This window comes from Nonomuraea sp. NPDC049129 (assembly GCF_040648495.1).
Classification (GTDB): domain Bacteria; phylum Actinomycetota; class Actinomycetes; order Streptosporangiales; family Streptosporangiaceae; genus Nonomuraea.
In genome coordinates this window covers 20,097-42,558 of the sequence record NZ_JBEZDU010000034.1, presented here as the reverse complement: position 1 = coordinate 42,558, position 22,462 = coordinate 20,097, and the positions used below count along the sequence as shown (strand labels likewise).

The following is a 22,462-nucleotide window of genomic DNA, read 5'->3' as shown; positions in this document are numbered from 1 at the left end:
GATCTACTTACGAAGGAGCGCTTCATTAGTAGCACCGGGTCTTGCGGAGGGTCAATGCCCGATTCTGTGCAAAATTGCCGGTGTTGAAGCAGAAGCGAACGCTGGCATAATGGCGAGTTACAGAGGACACCTACGTTAGGGGCGGCGATGGCGAACCTGCGCGGCGGCGACCTGTCCCGGCTCAGGCAGCTCAACTCGCTGACCGCGATACGGGCGCTGCGCGGCGCCGGACCGCTCACCCTCTCGGCGCTGGCCGAGCGGACGGGGCTGTCGCGGCCCTCCATGAAGGAGGTCGCCGACGAGCTCATGGAGCTGGGCTGGGTGGAGGAAGTACCGCCTTCGCCGGGCACGATGGGCCGGCCGGCCCGCCGCTACCGGTTCCGCGCTGACAGCGGCTGCCTGGTCGGGGTGGACATAGGCGGGCACAACGTACGGGCCGCGCTGTCCGACCTCGACGGCGAGATCCTGGCCGAGACCCGGCAGCCCGTCCTGCCGGACGCGCCACTGGAGGAGCGCCTGGCCGCCATAGACCGCGCGGTCTCCGGCTGCCTGGCGCTCAGCGGCAGGTCGGCCGCGGACCTCTGGACGGTGGCCGTCGGCACCACGGGCGTGCTCACGCCGGAGGGCCGCATCGCGTTCTCGGCCGCGATCCCCGTCTGGACGGGCCTCGACCTGGCGGCCAAGCTGCGCGAGATGTTCCCGTGCCAGGTGCTGATCGAGAACGACAGCCGCCTGGCCGCACTCGCCGAAGCCCGCCGGGGCGCCGCGCAGGGCGCTCGGGACGTGGTGTTCCTGCACGTCGGACGGCGCATGGGCACCGGCCTCATCATCGACGGCAAGGTGCACCGGGGCTTCGGCGCCGCCGCCGGCGAGATCGTCATGCTGCCGGAGGCCCGCTGGTACGACGCTCCCGAGCACCTCAACGGCTGCGAGGTCGTGCCGGAGGGCACCGCGCCCGAGGACGCGGCGGGCTACACGCTGGCGGCGGCCCGCGACGGCCACCCCGTCGCCCTGGCCGCGGTCAACCGCTACGTGGACGACCTCGCGGTGGGAACGGCGGCCATGGTGCTGGTGCTGGACCCGCAGATGGTGGTGCTGGGCGGCGGCTTCTCCCGCTCGGCCGACGTCCTGCTGGCGCCGCTGCGGGAGCGGCTGGAGCGGGCCTGCATGCGGATGCCGGAGGTACGCGCGTCCACGCTGGGGGACGAATGCGTGGTGATGGGGGCCATCGACTACGCCGCCGACCACCTGGACAGCGAACTGTTCACCTCCGACGCACCGCTGACGCCGCTGCGCTGACGCGTTCGGCCTGTCAGGCGTGCGGCTTGTTAGGCATTTGACCGGCGGAGACGGGAGCGGAAGTCGCGGGGCGGCATGCCGTACTCGTGGCTGAAGGCCCGGCTGAAGTGGAACGGGCTGACGAAGCCCGACGCCGCCGCGACCTGGCCGACGTCCATGTCCGTGACCTCCAGCAGCCGGGCCGCGTGCCGGATCCGCGCCCTCCGTACGGCCCGCATGGGCGGGTGGCCCGTCTCGGTCGTGAACAGGTGCGCGAACCGGGAGGGCGACAGGGCGACGGCCCTGGCCAGGGAGGCGACCGAGTGGGGCGCGCCCGGTTCGGCGGCGATGAGGGCCAGCGCCCGGTGGACCCGCGCGTCACCGGGCTCCTCGGCACGCCGGGCGTCGCCGACCGGCCGCGCGGCGGCGGTGGCCAGCACGATCACCTCCTCGACCGCGTTCAGCACCAGCTCACGGGCGGGGCCGGAGACGGCAACGGCGGGCGCGTACTCGCGCGCGAGGCGGGCAGTGGGCGCCTGCGCGGGACGGGCGGCGGGCGCCTGCGCTGGGCGGGCGGCGGGCGTGGGCTCGCCCAGGGAACGGACGGCGGGCGGGAGCCAGCGGGCGTTTCTGGCGGCGCGGCCGAATGCCTCGTCGATCTGGGCGCGGGTCGGCTCGGGCACGCCTTCGACCAGGTGGCAGCCCGGAGCCCGGGCGTGCTCGGCGAGCCAGCCCAGCCAGGCCGGGCGCGGCTGGAAGTGCGCCCACCAGAAGCGCCACCGCTCCGCCCCCGGCGCGACCCGGTAGTGCTGCGCGGCGTCGGCCCCGAGCACCACCAGATCCCCCGGCCCGGCCGTGAACGACACTCCCGCCTGCTCGACCAGTCCCGCCCCGTCCTGGGTCCACATGAGCAGCCAGCTCGGCGAGCCGCTGACGCGCCGCGTGGCGTAGCCGGGCCGGTTGTCGAAGTGGCCCACGATCGTCAGCTCCGCAGCAGGAACAGACATCTCCTCAGCGGTCACAGGCATACCGTTCACCGGTCCGGCTCCTTAGCGTGAAGGTATGAGGCTGACAGATTTCCATGATCGAGGGTTCGTCCTGGTGCCCGGTCTTCTGGCCGCGGATGAGGTGGTGGAGCTGCGGGAGGAGTTCATGGCGCTGCACGCCCGGGGCCCGATCCCGGGTCACTTCTCCCCCAAGCCGCAGGATCCCGGCCAACCGTACGACATCCTGCGCGACTACCCGCGCGTCATGCACCCCCACCAGGTGAACGACGTCGCGCTACGGTACCTCCTCGACGCCCGGATCGCCGCCGTGCTCCGCGACCTGCTCGGGGAGGAGCCGATAGCAGCCCAGAGCATGTTCTACTTCAAGCCGCCCGGCGCGCGCGGGCAGGCGCTGCATCAGGACAACTTCTACTTGCGAGTCGAGCCGGGCACGTGTGTGGCCGCCTGGGTGGCGCTGGACCGCGTCGACCGGGCCAACGGCGGCCTGGAGGTGGTGCCCGGCACGCACCTGATGGACCTGTTCTGTCCCGAGGAGGCCGACAACAACGTCTCCTTCACCAAGGACTACGTCCCGCCACCGCCGGGCCTCGAGCGGGTGCCGGTGGACATGGATCCGGGCGACGTGCTGTTCTTCAACGGCAGCCTGGTCCACGGCTCCGAGCCCAACAGCACGGCCGACCGGTTCAGGCGCAGCTTCATCTGCCATTACGCGGGCCGCTCGGCCGAACGCATCTCCGCGTACTACCCGACGCTCACGATGTCGGGCGACCCGGTCCAGCTCCAGCCCGCCACCGGCGGCGGCCCCTGCGGCACAGAGGCGGCCGGCCCGCACTAGATAGACAGCTCAGCCGCCGGATATATCCGACTCAGCGTCCGACGGCACGACACAATCCCACGGGTCGTCCAGCCAGCCGTCCGGCAGCAGCACCTTGCCGCGCTCGCCCGACTTGCCGCGCGGGGTGTCGGTGTTGGGCGGCCACGGCTGGTCGTGCTCCAGCTTGGCCAGCCCCTCCCGCAGCCCGTCGAGCGAATCGGCGGTGGCCAGCTCGCGCCGCAGCTCGCCGCCGACCGTGAACCCCTTCAGATACCAGCCGACATGCTTGCGGAAGTCGGCGATCGCGTAACGCTCGATGTCGAAGCACTCGGTGAGCCCTTCGGCGTGCCTGGCCATCATCCCGGCCACCTCGCCGAGGCTCGGCCGTACCCGCTCCGGACTGCCGTTGAACGCGTTCTCCAGATCCCTGAACAGCCACGGCCGCCCCAGGCACCCGCGCCCGACGACCACCCCGTCGCAACCGGTCCGCGCCACCATGCGCAGCGCGTCATCGGCGCACCAGATGTCGCCGTTGCCCAGCACCGGAACCTCCGGCACCGCCTCCTTCAGCCTGGCGATCGCGTCCCAGTCGGCCACGCCGCCGTAGTGCTGCTTGGCCGTACGCGCGTGCAGGGCGATCGCCGCGACCCCCTCCTCGACGGCGATCCGGCCGGCGTCGAGGTAGGTGAGGTGATCGTCGTCGATGCCCTTGCGCATCTTCATCGTGACGGGCAGCGGGCCGGCATTCGCCACCGCCGCACGCAGGATCCGCCGCAGCAGATTCCTCTTGTACGGCAGCGCGGAGCCGCCGCCGCGCCTGGTGACCTTGGGCACGGGGCAGCCGAAGTTCAGGTCGATGTGGTCGGCCAGGTCCTCTTCGGCGATCATCTTGGCCGCGCGGCCCACGGTGTCGGGGTCGACGCCGTACAGCTGGATGCTCCTGGGCCGCTCCGACTCCGCGAACCTGATCATCCTGAACGTCTTGGGGTTGCGCTCCACCAGCGCCCGCGTGGTGATCATCTCGCACACGAACAACCCGGCGCCCTGCTCGCGGCAGAGCACCCTGAACGCCGCGTTGGTGATGCCCGCCATCGGCGCCAGCACGACCGGCGGCCACACCCCTATCGGTCCAATCTTCACCCAGTCAGTTGTAGCGCAGGTCAGGCCGTGACGGGTATTCGCGGATAGGCTGTGAACTGGCATCTAGTGGGGAGGGGACGGATGCTTCTGCGAGTACGCATCGCACTGCCCGACCGGCCGGGTTCGCTGGCACAGATCACCCGGGTCCTCGGCACGGTCGGAGCCGACATCACCCAGTTCACCGTTCTCGACAGGGGCGCCGGCCGCGCCGTGGACGACATCACCGTCTTCTGCCCCGACGGCACCCCCAAGCAGACCCTGCTCAAGAGCCTGCAGAGCGTCGCCGACGTGGCGGTCGAAGGCATCTGGACCACCCGAGAGGCCCCGGGCACCTACCCGGAGCTGGAGATCCTCAAATACATCACCACGGCGGGCGACAGGGCGCTGACCACCCTGGTCGACTCGCTGCCGGTGCTGTTCAGCGCCGACTGGGCCGCCACCGCCGCCGAGCGCGGCGTCATCTACGCCAGCTGGCGCGCGCCGCAGCAGGTGACGCTGCCGAAGGACGTACCATCTCGGCCCATGGCCCTCACGCTCGACGACGGCCTGCACGTCATCCACGCCCCGCTCCCGCCGCTGGCCCTCACCCTGCTCCTGGCCAGGAGCGACGGCCCGGCCTTCCACCGCATCGAGGTGCACCGCCTCACCCGCATCCTGGAGATCTTCCTCAGCCTGCCCGCGACGGAACGGAGCGTGGCCCGCCAGCTCCGCAAGTGAGCATCCGGTCAGAAAACCCGCTAGAGTTATGGGGCAACGCGGAAGTGGCTCAGTGGTAGAGCATCACCTTGCCAAGGTGAGGGTCGCGGGTTCGAATCCCGTCTTCCGCTCGGATGGGCGACTCGGTGGAGTGGCCGAGAGGCGAGGCAGCGGCCTGCAAAGCCGTCCACACGGGTTCAAATCCCGTCTCCACCTCCAAGGACGATTAGCTCAGCGGGAGAGCACTTCCCTGACACGGAAGGGGTCACTGGTTCAATCCCAGTATCGTCCACCACAGAGCAGGTCTGACCTGTTATAGCCCCAGCTCACGGCGGATGCCGAGAGTCTGGGGCTTTCTGTTGCCCCGGGTGGGTGGCCATCACCCCGATTGCGGCCCGCACCTCAGGTGAAGGCGACCAGCTCAGTGGCGAACCGAAAGGCGGACGCGACGCGGTCGTCCGGGTGGGGTGTGAGGGAGCATGCGCGTAACATACCGTTCGTGCTCGCGCCCCTGATCCACGCGCTCACCGATCCCAGCGACCCGCCTATTCGCCCTCTCCCTCCCCGGGTCGCCGCTCTTCTGGAATCTCTGGACACCCCGCCGCGCCTCGCGGCCCATTTGCGAGCGGTTCACGACGTGGCCTGCGAGATCCTCGATTGGCTCGACGCACAGCACACCACGGTGCGAATCGACCGGGAAGCCGTCCTGTTCGGTGCCGCATCACACGACATCGGCAAGATCCTGCACCTCGAAGAGCTGTCTGGACCGGGCTCGATCCATGAGCCCGATGGTTACGAGCTTCTCCGCGCCCACGGTGTCGAAGAACGACTTGCTCGCTTCGCCCGTACCCACGCCTCATGGACCGCATCCGATACGAACCTCGAGGACCATCTCGTCAGCCTCGCCGACAAGATCTGGAAGGCGAAACGAGTGGTCGACCTCGAGCAGCTCATCGTCGACCGGCTCGCCGCCGCGAGCGGGCGGCCGGCGTGGCAGGTGTTCATGGGCCTGGACGAGTTCATCACCCGAGTCGCGAACGACGCCGACAGCAGACTCGCCTTCCAATCCACCTACCCGATCAAGCCCTGACCGAAAGCGTGTCATCCAGTCCGCCAGGGAGTGAAACGCCTGCTCAGTAGGGCCCTACGATCTGCCGGTGATGGCGATTTTCATGACGTGCTGCTCCATGAGGTGATGGGCCGATCGTGCCGGGCGACCACGTCAGGTCCAGGGCTGAGGCCGGGGACCGCGCGCCGGATGGTTTCAGGCCCGTAGACCTTCACGACGCCTCGGGGAGCGCGCGCAGGGCGCCGGTGGCGACCATCGACACTCCTCCCCCGACGGTGACCCGTTCCACCACGTCGGGCGTCCCGTAGGCGGTGATGGCGATCCTGCTGGGCCGTCCGGTGAAGCGGCCCTGCGCCAGCGACAGTTCCTGGCCATCGCGGGCCCGGCCGTGCCGCATCAGGTAGGCGGCCACGCAGCCGGCCGCGCTGCCGGTCGCGACGTCTTCGAGCACACCGTCGTTGTTCCAGTGCCGGCCCTCGACGGCGCCCGCGTCGAGGACGTAGACGTACTGCGCGCCGTACCCGCCGAGGAAGCCCTCGAAGTCCGGGTGCGTGATGCGGGCTCGGGCGAGCACGTCGGCGTCGCGCACCGGTACGACGAGATAGCGCAGGCCCGTGGAGATGACCTCCGGCGGCAAGGTGTCGTCGAGGTCGGCGGCGGTGAGGCCCAGCGCCGCGGCGACCGGCCCCCGAGGGGCGGTTGACGGTAGGAGTTCGGGGCGTCCCTGGTCCAGCAGGGCCGAGACCTGGCCGGCGGTGTCGCCGCGCGTGGTGACGTCGACGTTCCTGGCGCCAAGCGCGAAACTCCAGTTCCGCTCCTCGCCGTACGCGACCCCTGCGCGTTCATGGAGTACGGCCGCCGCGCCCAGCACCGGATGCCCGGCGAAGTCGAGCTCCCCCATCAGGTCGAAGACCCGCGCGTGGACGACATCCGGCGCATCGGTGGTCCGAACGAAGATCGTCTCGAAGTGCCGGAGCTCCTGCGTCAGCCTCGCCATCTGGCTCTCGCCGAGCGGCGGAGGGTCGACGAAGACGGCGAGGCTGTTGCCGGTGAAGGGACGATCGGAGAAAACGTCCACGTGGTGGTAGCCGGTAGCCATGCGACCAGCCTAGGAGCGGCTCCCTCTATTGAGAATGGCGATATCAGTGTGGGAGACCTAATGAAGGCTTATGGAGAAGGACTTCCACATGGCCGATCTGCGCTCGTTCGCGGCGACCCTACGCGCCGGGAGCATCACGCGAGCCGCGGCGGCGCTGCGGGTGAGTCAGTGGCGATCACCACCTTTCCCACAGATACGCCAGTGAGCCCCGATGCGGCAACATGACGTGCGGCCGGCCGTGGCAGGAGGTGATGCGCCCGTCCTTTCGCTGCCACACTGCGACCATGGCTCGTGGCACAGTGAAGTTCTGGAAGCCTGAGAAAGGCTGGGGGGCGATCCGGCCGCACGATCGGCCGGGGGCGGGCGCCCGCCGGTGCACCCGGTCACCACACGTCCACGTCCACGCCGATCGCGATGGTCCGCAGGGCGCTGAAGGCGACCCAGGTACGCGTGTTGCTGTCCAGCCCATAGTTGCCGGCCTCGCCCGTCCCGGGCAGCAGGTCCAGCACGGCGCTGACGTGGCCGTACTCCGCAGCTTTCCGGGCCATATGTGCGGACTCGCGGCGCTTCGCCGCCTTGGGGAGTTTCGCGAGCCCGGCGTGCTGGGCGGCGAGATCGGTCAACTGGTCGTCGGTCGGGCCGGCGGGCCTGCCCTCGGCCGCGATCCGTTCGGCCATCGGCAGGTCGTCCCGCACCCAAGTCCGGTTGATGTCGCCCCACAGCCGGAGCAGATCCGGCTGCCCGTTGAGCGTGAGCGCGCGGGCCGCCGTCCAGTCGTCGAACCAGCGCACGCCATATTCGTGCCGCTCGTTCGGGTCATCCGGCTTGCTGCGCTCCCCGATCAGCTCGCGTACCAGCTCGGTCTCGCCCCGCCTGAGCAGGCAGACCAGCCAGGGCACACCGTGATACCGGTCCTCCGGCGTGCCGGCGCCCTCGTCCAGCACGGCGCGGGCCTCCTGCTCCCGGCCGCACTCGGTGAGCGCCCAGACCAGCGGCAGGCGGACCTCCCAGTTCGAACGGTGGGCGTCGGCGGCCTCGCGTGCGGCGGCGAACCACCGCTCGGCACGTTCATGCCGCCCCAGGACCGCGCAGGCCCCGGCGACCGCCGCTAGGTCCGCCCCGTCACTCACCTGCGCGAGATCGTCGTCGGCGTAGGGGAAGACGGCGGCGGCTTCGGCGCCGAAACCGGCCGCGCCGAGCGCGAGCGCGACCCGCGCCAAGTGTCCGGGACGTAGCCGGTGCTCCGGCATCGCGAGGGCCAGGTCGCGGGCTTCGGCTGCCTCGCCCCGCCGGGCGCGGATCATCGCGAGCTGCTGGAACGTGTCGATGGTCCAGTCTTCGTAAACGGCCGAATGCTCAACGGTCAGGTCGACGAGCGTGCCCAGGACCACCGTGATCAGATCGGTGACGGTGGCGGTGTCGGGCGGCGGCCACGTCCCCACCACCTTCGCCGTGCTGCCACGCCCCCGGAACGGCTTCAGCAGCAGCTCGGTCTCCGGCGAGGCCGCCCCCACTCCCGCGCGGGCGGCGTCGGGGAAGACGCTCTGGTCGCCCCAACGGAACGGCCAGGCGAAGCGGCGGTCGACGGTCCAGCAGAGCCGGCCGTCGAGATCGTCGTCCCGGCCGGGAGGCGCGATGACCGTGCCGTCCTCGAACGCCACCGCCCAGGTGTCCTCGTCCAGCGCGAACGTCGGGTCGAGCCGGAGCCGGTCGCCGAGGTCACGACCGGCCAGGAAGAGCGGGCGACGGGCGGCCGGGGCGTGGTGGAAGGGGTGGTCGGCCATGATCTCACCGGTCTCGGGACGCAGGAACCGCACCGCGTGCGCGCCGATCGCGATCAGCACGTCGTCGGCGGGCCATTCCAGGCCGAAGCCGTACTCCCACTGGCCGACGGTATGCCGGACGCCGTCCAGGACACGCAGCCGTTCGGGGGATTCACCGAGCGACCAGATCTCGATCCGCCCGACGTCGGTGACGCAGGCGGCCCGCTCGCCGTCCGGTGACCAGGCCCACGACCGGGCGTCCCAGCCGCGCGGGTTGGAGGTGGCCGCCTGTACGTTCAGGTCGTGGCGGTGCTCGCCGGTCGTCGCGTCGATGATCCCGACGGTCCCACCGGCCGGGTCCACCACTGCCAGCCGGCCGTCCGGCCCCCAGCACAGGACGTCGGCGCCCGGGTAGCCCGGAAGCTCCGCCGTGCTCCCACCCGTCAGCGCGTCGGCGATGACGAGCTTTCCGCCACGCTGGTAGGCCAGGAGCCGTTCGTCCAGGCTCCACTCGGGCGGCGGCGCGTCCTGATCCTCTTCCAGGTCCAGAGTCCAGGAGACCTGCCGCTTCTCCACGTCGAGCGAGATCGCCGCGTACGCGTCCCCCGCCTCTCCATAGACCCGGGAACCGTCGCGCGACCAGAACGCCCGGCCGAGGATGAACTCGGGCTCGTCGCTCCAGGGTTCGCGCGATGGTGCGCTGAACTCGATCGGCTCCGTTCCCTCCGGGCGGGCATCCGGCGGCCCGGCGACCGAGCCCTCGTGCATCGCCACGATGACGTTGCGCAGGAAGTCCGACTCGCCTCCGTACACGAACGCGCGCCTGCCCTCGGGAGCGAAGGCCATGCCCAACGGCCTGCCGGAGCCGAGGAAGAAAGCATCGGCCATCGGCTCGCCGGCGGTGCCGAACGGGTCCCACACGCCGGTCGCGTTGGTGTTGTACTCCAGCGCGATCCGTCTGCCGTCCGCCGACCACTGGAGGCTGCGGCTGTAGTTCTCGAAACCGATCCCGCCCATGATGCCGTCGATCGCGTGGACGCAGCGGCCGGTGGCGACCTCGAAGATCTGCAGGACCCCGCCTCGGTCGTAGTCTTCGCCGGTCCAGCTGCCGACCGCGAGGTGGCGGCCGCCCGGGCTCAGTGCGTGGCCGTTCAACTGGCCGTGGTGCACGTCGGAGTGGCGCAGCGCGGCACCCGCGTCGCGGAGCCGGGCGGTCGCGAGGCGATGCGCGTCGGTGACGCCGTGGGCGCGTTCCAGAGCGTGGAGGGCGTCCCGGAGCGGTACGGTGTCGCGATCCGGGGAGAACGCGGACCAGTCGGCGTTCTTGAGGATGTCGAGGGCCTCGCCGGGTCCCATCCGCTCGTCCGGGACGCCGGTGAACGGCGGGGACGGCGGCCGGGTGCCGGGCTCCCTGCCTTCCAGCACGGCCACCAGCGCGTCCTCGTCGTAGATCGGAACGCCGCGTACCGCCGCCGGACCCGCCTTGGCGCCCGACTTCTCCCCGGCGAAGACCAGATCCGTCTTCGCCGAGACCGACGCGGTCACCTTCGCGCCCAACAGCTCCAAGCCGTGCTTGGCCTCATCCTTCGAAACCCGGCTGAACCGCCCGGCCAGCACGATCGTGCTGCCACTGATGATCATGCCTAGCGACCATAACGGATATGACCGACACTTCGCCCCTTGTTCGTGGCGGCAGGTCGTGGCCGCCAACGGCGGAAGAAAAGAAAGAACAGCCGCCCGAACATCGCTCGAGCCTTATTCGAGCAACCAGCGGCAGGCTTTAAACAAAAATTAAATTGAGGAGCTCCCATGGCACTCGCGTATATCGTGGACGGAGGTCTCAACGACAACCCGGGAACCGGCGCCGACCTTTATGAGCGTTTCCCCGCGGTGCGCCGCCTCTACGCTCAGGTACACGAGTGGACGGGGCTGGCGGTCGAAAGGCTCCTCGCCTGGGAGCTCCCCACGCAGCAGGAGTTCCGTCAGGTCGGCGCGATCCGGCAGGCCGCGGTGGTGCTCGGGCTCTGCGACGTACTCGCCGAGCACGGTGTGCGCCCCGATGTCGTGGGCGGCCTCAGCCTCGGCGGCAGGATCAGCGCCTGCATAGCGGGGTCGCTCAGCAGGCGCGGGCTGTTCGGGTTGCTGGCCAGGCTGCGTGACGCGCCACCGCCGCCGGGCCCCGCGCAGGGCGTGGCCGCCCTCGTCGTCCCCGCCGACGCGAACGTGGAGGACTACCTCCGAGGCAGACTCGGCGACGGGCTGCACGTCGCCGCCGAGCTCGGCGTGGTCGGCGGGCGTGACCGCATGCTCCTCCTGGCCGGCTACCGGGCGGAGCTCGACGACCTCGCCGCGGGCCTGCCCAAGGGCGCGGTCAGGATTCCGAAGGAGGTCGTGGCCGCCTACCACTCCCCCCTGTCTCAGTATCTCGTCGACTTCCTCGACCCGGCCCTGGACACCGTCCCCTTCGACGACCCGGTGATCCCGCTCTGCTCGTGCATGACGCCCAGGACGCTCACCACGGCGGCCGAAGTGCGGGCGGAGTTCCGGCGCAACCCGATCGAGCGGGTCAGCCTCCCGCAGGTCTTCGCCGGTCTCGAGCGGCACGACACCGAGCTGGCGCTGCTGCTCGGCCCCGCCCAGGTGGACCTGTTCCTGGAGTCCCCCAACGTCCACGTCGTCCATGTGGAGTCAGCCGAGCACGTGGCGGAGGCCCTGACGGCGATCCACGAGTTCGGCGTCCAGCTCTCGCCAGGAGGCGCACGATGAACGAGCTTCCCGAAAACGAGCTCCACGAAAATGAGCTCCACGAAAATGAGCTTCCCGAAAATGAGCTCACTGACCAATGGCTCCAGCTCGACCTCGACGAGTGGACGCGGCAGGTGGTCCGCCGCCACTTCGACCCCGAATCCGGCTCGCCCTTCTGGCTCAAGCGGGCGGCCGAGCTGCCCTTCGATCCGTACGACATCACCCGCTACGAGGAGCTGAGAGCCTTCGGCCCCTTCGAGCTGCCCCTGCTCCGCCACCTGGATCCCGCGGATCTGGTGCCGATGGCCGTACCCAGGCCGCTGGTGGGACGCGTGTGGGAGTCCGGCGGCACCACCGGCGACCCCTGCCGGGTCTTCTACACCCCGCGGATGATCACCCATCGGGGAGTGTGGCGGCGCTGGTCCTTCGTCACCGAGGGCTTCCAGCCCGGCCGGTCCTGGGTCCAGGCGACACCGACGGGACCACACCTCATCGGCAACGGCTGGTGGGAGCTGTCGGAGCTGTACGGCTCGCTGGTCTACGGGATCGACCTGGATCCCCGCTGGATCAAGCGGCTGCTGCGGGACGGACGGCTTGATGAGGCCGAGCGTTACACCGGCCACATCGTGGAGCAGATCGCCACCATCCTGCGCACCCAGCGGATCGACCACGTCAACACGACCCCGGCGTTGTTCCAGGCGCTGGCCAGGCGCGAGCCCGAGCTCGTGGCCGCGCTCGGGGGCGTCCGGCTGAGCGGGACGCAGATCACCCCGCAGATGTACCGCTCCTTCCGTGCCGCGCTCGGCGACGGCATCGTCGGGATGAGTTACGGCAACACCTTCGGCAACGCCGCGAGCCTGCCCGCCGAGCGCGATGGCGCGCTCCTGCCGTACGCGCCCAATTACCCGCACGTCACGATGTCGGTGGTGGACAAGGGGGACTGGGAGCGCACCGTCGGGTACGGCGAGCTGGGCCAGGTCATGCTGACCGTGCTCCATGAGGACCTCTTCCTGCCCAACGTGCTGGAGCGCGACCAGGCGCTGCGCTACGAGACGGGCGGGCGGTGGCCGAGCGACGGGGTGGCCAACGTCCGCCCGCTGCAGATCAGCCGCCAGGCGCCCGAGGGGATCTACTGATCCGCGGATTTGTCCGCCGTGGCGCTACGCGGCCAGGCCGCGTAGCGCCGCTGTCCGTAGACCAGCGGGACCGCGGCGGGGCGTAGCACGGTGATCCGGGCCACCCTGCCGACGACGATGGTGTGGTCGCCCATCGGGATGAGCCGGTGCAGGGCGCATTCGGCGGCCGCGTGCGCGTCGTGCCCGGTCAGGACGGGCGTCGACCACAGCTCGCCGGGGCGCCAGTCGACGGCCGTGAAGCGCCCCCCGCCGGCGAACGCCTCGGCCGCCTCCCCGCCCTCGTGGTGCAGCAGGTTGACGGCGAAGGCGCCGCTGTCGCGCAGCGCGGCCAGGGTGCCGCTCCTGTTGTGCACACAGACCAGCAGCAGCGGCGGCTCCAGCGACAGGCTGGACAGCGAGGAACAGGTCAGGCCGTGCGGGACGCCCTTGCCGTCCAGGGTGGTCACGACCGCCACGCCCGTCGGGAACATGCTCATCAGGGCTTTGAGTTCCCGCACGTCCAGGTCCGCGATCGGCACCGCCGGCACCGGCTCGCGCGGGGTCCCGCGCATGAGGCGGCCCAGCAGCGGCCCCGTCAGGGCGGTGGTGATCAGCGCCATCAGGACGAACATGGAGTACATCCCCTTGGTCAGCAGGCCGACCTGCAAGCCCACGCTGAGCACCACGATCTCGGTGAGGCCCCGCGTATTGAGCAGGACCCCGACGATGAGCGCGTCCTTCCTGTGCAGCCCGGCCAGGCGCGAGCCCAGGTAGCCGCCGCCGACCTTCCCCACGATGGCCACCGGCAGGATCAGCCCGAGCCAGGCCAGGCCGCCCGCCGGCAACGCCGTCAGGTCCATCGAGGCACCGGAGACGACGAAGAAGATCGGGATCAGCGCGTTGCCCACGGTCCGCATCGGCGCCAGGATGCGCTCATCGCACGTGCCGTCGTCGCGCCTGGGCAGGATCGCCCCCGCGCACAGCGCGCCGAACACCACGTGCAGGCCCAGCGCCACGCTGCCCACCGCACCGAGCAGGACCAGCGCGGCGGCGGGCCCGGTGTCGAGGTCGCGCAGGAAGCGCCCGACGCGGCCCCGCAGCACCCTGCGGACCACGATCAGGCCGACCAGCATGACGCCGCCCGCTGTCAGCACGGCCGTCCACGAGGACAATCCCGGCTGCGCGAAGGCGGCGGCGATCCCCAGCAGGATCCAGGCGGGCACGTCGGTGGCCGTCGCGCCCGCGATGCCGACCATGGCGGGCACGGTCTCGGTGATGCGCAGGTCCATGAGGATGCGAACGAGCACCGGGATCGCGGTGGTGGCGAGCGCGACCCCGATGAACAGGACGAAGGCGGCGGGATGCGCGCCAGCCGTACTCGAGACCGGGCTCCGGACCAGCAGGACGACGCCCACGCCGAACCCGAGCGCCAAGGGCAGGCCGAACGAGCCGGCCGCGACCCTGGCGATCAGTCCCGCTCGGCCCACCAACGGGCTGGGGTCCAGGCCGTAGGCCAGCGCGCCCAGGTAGAGCGCGAGCCCGATCGAGGCCAGCACGGCCAGGTACGGGGAGATTTCGGCGGGGAGCAGCCAGGTGCGCAGACCCGGAGCGACGCGGCCCAGGGCCACCGGGCCCAGCAGGATCCCCGCGAGAATCTCGCCGAGCACGGGCGGCTGGCCGATGCGGGCGGCGGCCCTGGCCAGGACCGCCGCCGTGACCCAGATCAGGACGAGGGCGACACACAGGTGCTCGAAGGTCTGGTCGGCTGACATCGGCTCATCCGGCCGTCAGCTTCGCGAAGTACTCGTACTGGCTCGGCAGCGCGGCGACCAGCCGCGCGGCCTGCCCCCGCAGCGCGGCGAACTCCCGCCGCGCGCCCGCCGGGTCCAGCAGGTCCAGGACGGGGCGGGGGCTGGGCTTGAGCCCGCCCAGGCCCAGCAGCATGGACGTCCAGGAGTAGGGCTCGAAGCCGTGATAGTACGGCCAGACGCTCTCGGTGTCGGGCAGCCGGTGCTCCCAGGTGGCCAGTCGTTCGGCGAGCCCCTCGGGCAGGTCCCGCTCCTTGGTCGCCTTCCAGTACGGCGTGTCGGCCCGCGCGGCCCCGTAGTAATGGAAGGACAGGAACTCGCGCACCCCGTCCAGGCAGCGCGCTATGAGCCGGTTGTAGTCACGCCGCAGGCCCTCCTCGTGCTCCCCTGCGGGGAAGTGCTTCACGAGTTGCTCTATGCCGTGCTGGATGAAGAAGATCCCCGTGGACTCCAGGGGCTCGACGAACCCGCTCGACAGCCCGATGGCGACGCAGTTGTTCACCCAGGAGTCGCGGTTCCTGCCGATGCGCATCCGGATGTGGTTGGCCTCCAGGTCGCGGGCGGCGGGCCCGGCGAAGTCGCGCAGCGTCCGCTCGGCCTCCTCGGGCGAGCAGTAGTCACTCGCGTAGACGTAGCCCATGCCGAGCCTGTCGTGCAGCGGAATGGTCCAGATCCAGCCGGCGTCCATCGCGGTGGCCGTCGTGTAGGGTCTGATCCCCTCGCGCTCGATGTCGGTGGGTACGCGCAGCGCCACCGCGCGGTCGTTGGGCAGCTCGCGAGCGTAGGAGACGAACGGCTCGCCCAGCGCCTTGTTGATCAGCAGGCCCTGGAAGCCCGTGCAGTCCACGAAGAGATCGCCGTGGATCTCGCCGTGCTCGCGGGTGACCAGGTGGCTGATCCAGCCGCGCTCGTCGAGGCGGGTCTCCAGCACGTCGTCGACCACCCGGCTGATCCCGCGCCCGGTGCCGAGCCGCATGAGGTAGCCGGCCAGCAGGGCCGCGTCGAAATGGTAGGCGTAGGGGAACTGGGTGACCTGCTCGCTCAGCGTGGTGCGCCCCGCCGGGCCCTCGGGGTCGGCGTCCTCGAAAAGGGTGCCGTCCAGGAAGCGCGGCGAGCGCTTGGCGTCGCACAGCGCGGAGATGAGGAAGCACTCCTGGTCGAAGCGGCCGGTCGTACCCAGCCGCTGCCACCATTCGGCGAGGCTGAAGCCGTCGGCGACCCGCAGCCGTTCGAAGGGGTGGTAGAAGTGGTGGCCGGGCTCGCGCCAGTTCTCGAAGCGGATGGCGAGCTTGTAGGTGGCGTTGCAGGCCGGCATCCACTCACGCTCCTCGAGCCCGAGAAACTCGAAGAAGCCGCGGATCGTGCTGAAGGTCGCCTCTCCCACACCGATGGTGGGGACGCGGCCGGATTCCACCAGCGTGACGGAGACCTTGTCGCGCAGGCTCGCCTGGAGATAGGTCGCGGTCATCCAGCCCGCGGTGCCCCCGCCGACGATGACGACTCTTTTCACCATCTTGATCCCTTGCTCGAGAATGGGTGACTCATGCCAGCGCGCCGATCGCGGCGGGGATGTACTTGTCGAGGACGGCCCGGTAGTCACGCGTGCTCAGGGCGGCCGGGGCCAGCCGGCGGACCTTCTCGATCGAGATGGGCGCCGCCGAGTGGTTGCCGGCGATCTCCACGACGTCCTTGACCGCGACGCGCCCCATTCGCTCCTCGATGTGCTCGACGACGTACTCCACCGGTACGGCCAGGCCGGAGGCCACGTTGACGACCTCGCGCGAGACGTGGGCGGAGAGCAGGCCGTCCAGGGCGGAGACGACGTCGGCGACGTCGACGAGATCCCGGCGAGCGCCCCGGTAGACGCGCACGGTCCCCGACATGATCTGCCTGACCAGCGCGGGGAGCAGCTGGTGCGGGGGCTGGTCGGCGCCGACGACGTGGGACAGCCGCAGCACCAGGTAGTCGACGCCCGAGGCGTCGAGCACCGCCTCCATCGCCAGCTTGTGCCGGCCGTAAGGCGAGTACGGGTAGACGGGGCTGTCCTCGCGCCCCGAGTCGCCGGGCGGGCCGTACATGGCGGCCGAGGCGGTGGAGAAGAACACCATCCGGTGACGCGCGCGCTTGCAGCGCTGGACGATCTCGTAGAGCTGCGTGGCCTCGCGCAGGAACTCGGCGTCTGAGACGGTGGCCGTGGAGGAGACGCCACTGGCGACGGCCACGACATCGGGGTGCTTGGCGGCGAGCGGGCGCAGGTTGCGGGCGAGGAAGCCGTTTCCGATGATCTGCATCGATCTCTCCTAGCGCCAGGAGCCGAGTGCGGCGAGCGCCACCAGGAGAGTGCGCGCCTGCACGTTGAGGTAGTTGTTGTGCTTGAGCAGGCCGCCGAGCTGGTCCGCGGTCATCCACCGGTAGTCGGGCGGGACCTCCAGCGAGAAGTCGTCTCCGGTCTCGATCAGTGAGTAGCGGCTCTGCGCCCGGTAGAACCGGCCGCCTTCCTCGGAGAGGATCGCCGAGTAGTGAACCCGAGCCTCGTCGGCGTTGAGCACGTAGTCCAGGAACAGCGGCTGCGTCGCGGGGTCACGGTAGTTGTCGGGCACGCACTGCACGGTCGGGGCGAGCTCGACCACGTCCAGGTATCCCGCCTCGACCCGCGCGTGCACCAGCAGGTGCAGCACGCCGCGCACCCGCTTGAGCAGGAAGGCGACCACCCCGCAGCCGTGCGGGGCGATCAGCGGCTGGGTCCAGTGGCTGACCTCCCTGCTGGTCGCCTCGACCGCGACGCCGACGACGCTGAAATACCTGCCGTCCTCATGGCAGATCTCCCCTCCCGACCGGTGCCAGCGGGACACCTCGCGCAGCGGCACGGTCCTGGTGGTGACGTCGTGCAGCGCCTTGGTCTCGGTGAACCAGCTCAGGAGTTCGCCGGAGTCGTGCAGGCCGGCCCCCGGATCGTAGGAGCGCGCCAGCGCCGCCTCGAAGGCGCCCGCCGCGGGCCGCCGAGGCCGCGAGCCCTCCCCGACCAGGCACGACAGTACGGAGCGGGCGTCCATGTTGACGAGGTTGTCGGCCGCCAGCAGCGCCCGTGTGTCGTCGAGCGAGAGCCAGCAGAAGTCGTCGTCGACGGGGATGTCCTCGTCGATCTCGATGACCATGTTGCGGTTGCGCTTGCGCAGGAACCAGGCGCCGTGCTCGGACTGCAGGACGTCCACCAGGACGCGACCGCGCCTGGGCTGGGCGAAGTACTCCAAGTAGCGGATGCCGGTGCCCTTGTGCACCCGGGTGTAGTTGCTGCGCGTGGCCTGCACGGTCGGAGAGAGCTGCAGGGTGTTGACGTTGCCCGGCTCCATCTTGGCCTGCATCAGGCAGTGGAGCACCCCGTCGACCCTGCGGACGATGATGCCGAGCAGCCCGATCTCGGGCTGGTTGATGATCGGCTGGTCCCATTCGGCGAAGGCACCGTAGTCGGATCGGACCCGCAGCCCCTCGATCCTGAAGAAGCGCCCGCTGTCATGGACGATGTTTCCCGTGCCCGCCTCGAATCCCCAGCCCTTGAGTTCGGAGAGCGGAATGCGGGAGACGTGAAAGTCGTGAACTCCGCCGCGTTCTTCGAGCCATTCTCGAAAGGGTGTCTTCGAGAATGCGATGGTCATGGATTCGGGAATTCCGGCGGCATCAGCCGTTACCGGCGTGTCGAACATGTTCCCATGTTCGGCAGGTCACATCGAATTCCACTTGAATACCGCTAGCGCGACAATCGTCCGAGCCAGCCGAACATTCTGCTCAGCAGGCCGCCGCCGGACCCCGCGGCCGCCGCCTCGGAGGCACGGACCGCGGCGAAGCCGTACTCGGTCATCCGCCGCTCGTAGTCGCCGATCGCGCCGGCCAACGGCTCGCCGGCGGCCACCGCGCGGGACAGCTCGCGGCACAGCAGCGCGGCGTCCAGCAGCGCGCAGTTGGCCCCCGAGCCCTGGGCCGGGCTCATCGCGTGGATGGCGTCGCCCAGGACGGTGACGTTCGTCGGCGCCCAGGCCTCGATGGGCGTGGAGCTCCTGATGGGGACGTAGAAGGTCTGGTCCACCTCAGCGGCCGCGACGAGCGCCACCAGGTCGGGATGCCAGCCGGTGATCCGCTCCCGCACCAGCTCGTGCAGGCCGGCGCCACCAGCCGCCGACAGTTCGGCGTCGGTGCCGGGCAGCCCGGCCGAGGGCACGGCCAGCGCCCACATCACGTAGTCACCCGCCCAGCTCAGGCTCAGACCAGGCCAGAGCCTCGCGGCCGCCTCGGCCGGATCCTCGCGCAGGCGTACGAGGCCGAGCGCCATGCCGGCGCGCTTCGACCGCACCGACATGAAACCGTCGGTCAGCCGGGGCGGCAGCAGCTTGGCCACGCGATCGTCCAGCCGCGTCTTGCCGTAGACGCACCTGGTGCCCAGGTCCCTGATCTCCAGGTGCGGCAGGTACTGCCGGCGTACCCGGGAGCCGACACCGTCGGCACCCACCAGCAGGTCGCCGACCGCGCTGGTGCCGTCGGCGAACCAGGCGCGCACCCGCTCGCCCTCGTGCTCGTAGTGGGTGAACTCGGCGCCGAAGCGGACCACGTCGTCCAGCCCCGCCAGGAGGACCTGGCGCAGCGTCATCCGGTCGACCGCGGCGCTGAACGTCTTGGGGTCCTCCCCCGCCGACACGCCGTCGAACTGGACGGCGTGCAGCTCCCGCAGCCGCTCGTCCACGATCGTGACCCGGCTGCTGGGCAGCCCGGCCGTAGCGACGAACAGCTCGTACAGCCGGGGCGGCAGGCACTCCTGCAGCCCGCCCGCGCCCCGGGAGTCCAGGTGGATGCGGTAGCCCTGTGGACGGTGGTCCAGCGAGGGGTCGCGCTCATAGAGCGCCACCTCGATCCCGGCGGCGCGCAGCCCGTGGGCCGCGCATAAGCCGCCGAGGCCGCCTCCGATGATCACGACCTGTGGCGGCGCTTCCGGCATCGGCACGCACTCCTGTCACTGGTGGACGGGGTCGGACGCGAGACCCGAATGATCATAACGAGGTTCGCCACAGGAGAGAGTCTTTGTCATGATTTCCTGCAAAGTGGCGTTCGGGTCCGCGGCGGGCCCCGCGGCGCGCCAGGCGACGAACGCGTCCGGCCGGACCAGCGCGCAGCCGCCGTCGCCGATGCCGTAGGCGGCGGTGACCGCGGCGTCGACCTCCACGGCACGCAGCGGCACGGACAGTTCCTTGGCCACCCGCGTCGCCGCGTCCGCCCACGCCGCACCGCCCGGTCCCGTGAGCAGGACGAACCCGTCGGAGAACAGGTCGAGTGTGGAGAAGGGCTCGGCGCCGCGCCGCAGCCACACGTGCGGGGCTCTCGTACCCGGCTCGCCGTTCAGCTCCAAGCTGGGTGACAGCGGCTCGGTCTCGACACCGCCGGGGACCGCGGTGGAGGCGTACCGGTAGCCGAGGGTGACGATGATGTCGTCCACGAGCCGGTCGCCGGGCAGTGCCCGGCCGTGCCTGATACGGAAGCGGACCATCGCCTGCTCGGCCATGGCCGTGCCCAGCGGTCTGCGCTCGGCGTCGTAGGTGTCCAGCAGCCCGGGGCCCGCCCAGCCCTGCAGGACGGCCGCGAGCTTCCAGGCCAGGTTGTGCGCGTCGTGGATGCCGGTGTTGGCACCGAAACCGCCGGCGGGCGGATGGACGTGGGCCGCGTCCCCGGCGAGGAACACCCGCCCCGTGCCGAAGCGCTCCGCGATCCGCTGCGCGCCCTCCCAGGGGACCCGGTCGACCACCTCGACCGCCAGATCGGGGCGGCCCGACACCTCCCGGAGCAGCGCCACGCAGCGCTCAGGGGTGAAGTCGGCGACCGACTCACCCGCTTCGGGATCGTAGATGGCGGCCGCCACCCACGGGTCGCAGCCGTGCAGCCGCGACAGCGCGACGGGCGTGGTGGAGGCGGTGGTGTAGCAGAGGATGAACCTGCGGCCGCCCATGAGCCCTTCCAGCTCCGGCGCCCGGAAGTAGATGCTCAGCGCGTTGAACACCGCGCCTCTGCCTCGGGTCTCCAGGCCGAGTGCCGCGCGGACGTCGCTGCGCGAGCCGTCGGCGCCCACGAGGTAGCGCGTGCGTACCTGATAGCGCTCCTCGGCGTTCTGGAGGGTGACCAGGACGCCGTCCTCGTCCTGCTCGAACCCGACGAGCCTGGTGCCGAACCGAGCCTCGGCGCCCTGCTCCCTGGCCGCGGCCAGCAGCACGGTCTCGTAGCGGTCCTGGCCGCAGCCCATGGCGGTGACCGGGCTGATGGTCTCGCCGTACAAGGTGGGGGCCTCGATGACCTGGGCGTCGGCGATCTCCGCGAGCGTGCGGGTGCGCAGGATGCCGCCCTCGAAATAGGCGAGGGAGTCGTCCATCTCCAGCGCGCGGATGCCGGGCTCGAGGCCGGCCGCGCGGAAGATCTCCATGGTCCTGGCCTGAATGCCCGGGGCTCGGGGGAGCACGGACGTGCCGGGACGCTTCTCCACGAGCAGGGGTCTGATGCCGTGGCGGCTCAGGAAGACCGTGGCCGCGAGCCCGACGGGGCCCGCCCCCGCGATCAGTACGGGAACGCTCTCAACGCGCATCGTTGTCCTCTCTCCGCGGTGCGGCGGTGGCCGGCGGGCGCACGCGCGCGTGCTGCCTCATCTGGCGCTCGATCTCGGGCGGGCGCACGCGCGCGTGACGCCTCATCTGGCGGTCAGTCTCATCGGCCGCAGCCGGCGCTGGATCTCGTCGGCCGCCCGCGGCGCGCCGCCCGCCTCGTGCAGGGACGCGCCGACCCTGGCCGCGGCCTCGGCGTAGGAGGGCCGCGCCATGACGGCGGCGGCGGCACGGCGCAGGGAGCGCGCGTCGAGCCGCCGGTTCGTCAGTACCCGTCCCGCGCCGAGCCTGGCCACTCTCCTGGCCATCCACGGCTGGTCGGCGTCCTGCGGGATCACCACCATGGGTACGCCGAAGGACAGGGCCTCGTACACGCTGTTGGTGCCGCCGTGGGTGATGAACAGCGAGGCGTGCCGCAACAGCTCGACCTGGGGGACGAACGCCTCGACCCTGATGTTGTCCGGGATCGCCCCGAGGTCCCAGGACGCGATCGAGCGGCCGGCCGAGATGACGACCTGCAGATCCTGGTCGCCGAAGGCCTCGATACAGGTCCGGTAGAACTCGGGGCGATCGTTGAAGACGGTGCCCAGCGAGACGTAGACCAGCGGCCTGCCGTCCAGCCAGTCGGTGGGGAAGGAGAACTCGGGCCTGGCCTGGAGAGCGGGCCCGACGAACACGAAGCGGTCCTCGGGCAGTGCGGCCGCGTAGGGCTGGAACATCCTGGAGCTGTAGACGATGTTGAGCGGTCCCGGGTTGGTGAAGACCCGGAAGTCGTGCGGCTGATCGACGCCGTAGTCACGCCGGATGCTCCTGGCCAGCATCCGGTTGCGTACGACCTGTCCAGGGTTGGCCACCCGGCAGGCGAAGATCCGCAGCACCTCCAGCGGCAGCGCGTAGGCCATTCGCCGGTTGACCAGCAGGATCGGCACCGAGCATGCGGCCGGGACGCCGAGGATGCTCGCCATGTGGCCGCCCCACGTGCTGAGGATGTCGTAGACGATGTAGTCGGGTTCGAGCGCGCGGACCTCTTTCAGCGTGTGCTCGAGCACCCACCGGCCCAGGCTCAGGAAGGCGTTGATCTGGCGAAGCGGGTTACCGTCGCCGCCCAGGCCCTCCAGCGGCATGTCGTCGCCGTAGGTGTGGAAGACGGCGCCGGTCGCTTCGATCGCCGGCCTGAAGTAGTCCAGCGCGAAGTAGTGCACCACCTCCCCGCGCCTGACCAGCTCGGCGACGACCGGGAGTGAGGGGATGATGTGCCCGTAGCCGGGGAAGGCCAGGAAAGCTGCGGTTGCCATGGGA

General features: G+C 70.6%; 16 protein-coding genes and 3 tRNA genes. 8 read left to right on the top strand and 11 right to left on the bottom strand.

From position 1 onward, the window contains the following. Positions 1 to 147 precede the first annotated feature (147 nt). Positions 148 to 1,299, top strand: coding sequence for an ROK family protein (locus AB0B64_RS53515; RefSeq protein WP_357959407.1), 1,152 nt, complete (start codon positions 148 to 150; stop codon positions 1,297 to 1,299). A 29-nt stretch (positions 1,300 to 1,328) separates the two neighbouring features. Here the strand turns inward: AB0B64_RS53515 and AB0B64_RS53510 are convergent, their stop codons facing one another. Beyond that, the gene (locus AB0B64_RS53510) at positions 1,329 to 2,306 is read right to left on the bottom strand and encodes a helix-turn-helix domain-containing protein (RefSeq protein WP_357959578.1); all 978 of its coding nucleotides are present in this window, start codon (positions 2,304 to 2,306) and stop codon (positions 1,329 to 1,331) included. A gap of 34 nt (positions 2,307 to 2,340) precedes the next feature. Here AB0B64_RS53510 and AB0B64_RS53505 point away from each other — a divergent pair, with 34 nt between their 5' ends. Continuing rightward, positions 2,341 to 3,120, top strand: coding sequence for a phytanoyl-CoA dioxygenase family protein (locus AB0B64_RS53505; RefSeq protein ID WP_357959404.1), 780 nt, complete (start codon positions 2,341 to 2,343; stop codon positions 3,118 to 3,120). A 9-nt stretch (positions 3,121 to 3,129) separates the two neighbouring features. On the opposite strand, the gene dusB is transcribed toward AB0B64_RS53505, so the two are convergent. Continuing rightward, entirely contained in the window at positions 3,130 to 4,239 is a 1,110-nt protein-coding gene (gene dusB, locus AB0B64_RS53500) for a tRNA dihydrouridine synthase DusB (RefSeq protein ID WP_357959401.1), read from the bottom strand. A gap of 81 nt (positions 4,240 to 4,320) precedes the next feature. Between dusB and AB0B64_RS53495 the strand changes: the two genes are divergently transcribed. The 5 genes from AB0B64_RS53495 (at position 4,321) to AB0B64_RS53475 (ending at position 6,025) form a co-directional block, all read left to right on the top strand. After that, positions 4,321 to 4,956, top strand: coding sequence for an ACT domain-containing protein (locus AB0B64_RS53495; RefSeq protein WP_357959398.1), 636 nt, complete (start codon positions 4,321 to 4,323; stop codon positions 4,954 to 4,956). A 38-nt stretch (positions 4,957 to 4,994) separates the two neighbouring features. Continuing rightward, positions 4,995 to 5,066: transfer RNA gene (locus tag AB0B64_RS53490), tRNA-Gly, on the top strand. A 14-nt stretch (positions 5,067 to 5,080) separates the two neighbouring features. Beyond that, positions 5,081 to 5,154, top strand: a tRNA-Cys gene (locus AB0B64_RS53485). A 1-nt stretch (position 5,155) separates the two neighbouring features. Continuing rightward, positions 5,156 to 5,230 (top strand) — tRNA-Val (locus AB0B64_RS53480). Positions 5,231 to 5,434: 204 nt separating this feature from the next. Further along, the gene (locus AB0B64_RS53475; protein WP_357959395.1) at positions 5,435 to 6,025 is read left to right on the top strand and encodes an HD domain-containing protein; all 591 of its coding nucleotides are present in this window, start codon (positions 5,435 to 5,437) and stop codon (positions 6,023 to 6,025) included. Positions 6,026 to 6,215: 190 nt separating this feature from the next. Here the strand turns inward: AB0B64_RS53475 and AB0B64_RS53470 are convergent, their stop codons facing one another. Beyond that, entirely contained in the window at positions 6,216 to 7,103 is an 888-nt protein-coding gene (locus AB0B64_RS53470) for a PhzF family phenazine biosynthesis protein (protein ID WP_358201265.1), read from the bottom strand. Positions 7,104 to 7,486: 383 nt separating this feature from the next. Further along, complete coding sequence (locus AB0B64_RS53465) at positions 7,487 to 10,507, bottom strand: BRCT domain-containing protein (protein ID WP_358201261.1); 3,021 nt, start codon at positions 10,505 to 10,507, stop codon at positions 7,487 to 7,489. A 168-nt stretch (positions 10,508 to 10,675) separates the two neighbouring features. On the opposite strand from AB0B64_RS53465, the gene AB0B64_RS53460 reads away from it, so the two are divergent. After that, the gene (locus AB0B64_RS53460) at positions 10,676 to 11,632 is read left to right on the top strand and encodes a hypothetical protein (RefSeq protein ID WP_358201256.1); all 957 of its coding nucleotides are present in this window, start codon (positions 10,676 to 10,678) and stop codon (positions 11,630 to 11,632) included. A gap of 1,108 nt (positions 11,633 to 12,740) precedes the next feature. Here AB0B64_RS53460 and AB0B64_RS53455 read toward each other — a convergent pair. The 7 genes from AB0B64_RS53455 to AB0B64_RS53425 form a co-directional block, all read right to left on the bottom strand. After that, complete coding sequence (locus AB0B64_RS53455; protein WP_358201248.1) at positions 12,741 to 14,498, bottom strand: cation:proton antiporter; 1,758 nt, start codon at positions 14,496 to 14,498, stop codon at positions 12,741 to 12,743. 4 nt (positions 14,499 to 14,502) lie between these two features. After that, positions 14,503 to 16,047, bottom strand: coding sequence for a tryptophan halogenase family protein (locus AB0B64_RS53450; RefSeq protein ID WP_358201242.1), 1,545 nt, complete (start codon positions 16,045 to 16,047; stop codon positions 14,503 to 14,505). 28 nt (positions 16,048 to 16,075) lie between these two features. Then, on the bottom strand, positions 16,076 to 16,825 hold the full coding sequence (locus tag AB0B64_RS53445) for an NAD-dependent epimerase/dehydratase family protein (RefSeq protein ID WP_357959377.1): 750 nt from the start codon (positions 16,823 to 16,825) through the stop codon (positions 16,076 to 16,078). A 9-nt stretch (positions 16,826 to 16,834) separates the two neighbouring features. Next, the gene (locus AB0B64_RS53440) at positions 16,835 to 18,187 is read right to left on the bottom strand and encodes an NDP-hexose 2,3-dehydratase family protein (protein ID WP_357959374.1); all 1,353 of its coding nucleotides are present in this window, start codon (positions 18,185 to 18,187) and stop codon (positions 16,835 to 16,837) included. A gap of 92 nt (positions 18,188 to 18,279) precedes the next feature. After that, the gene (locus AB0B64_RS53435) at positions 18,280 to 19,518 is read right to left on the bottom strand and encodes an FAD-dependent monooxygenase (RefSeq protein WP_357959371.1); all 1,239 of its coding nucleotides are present in this window, start codon (positions 19,516 to 19,518) and stop codon (positions 18,280 to 18,282) included. Positions 19,519 to 19,533: 15 nt separating this feature from the next. Further along, positions 19,534 to 21,147: an FAD-dependent monooxygenase gene (locus AB0B64_RS53430; protein ID WP_358201236.1), complete on the bottom strand. Its 1,614-nt coding sequence runs from the start codon at positions 21,145 to 21,147 to the stop codon at positions 19,534 to 19,536. Between the two features lie 102 nt (positions 21,148 to 21,249). After that, on the bottom strand, positions 21,250 to 22,458 hold the full coding sequence (locus AB0B64_RS53425) for a macrolide family glycosyltransferase (protein WP_358201229.1): 1,209 nt from the start codon (positions 22,456 to 22,458) through the stop codon (positions 21,250 to 21,252). Between the last annotated feature and the right edge of the window lie 4 nt (positions 22,459 to 22,462).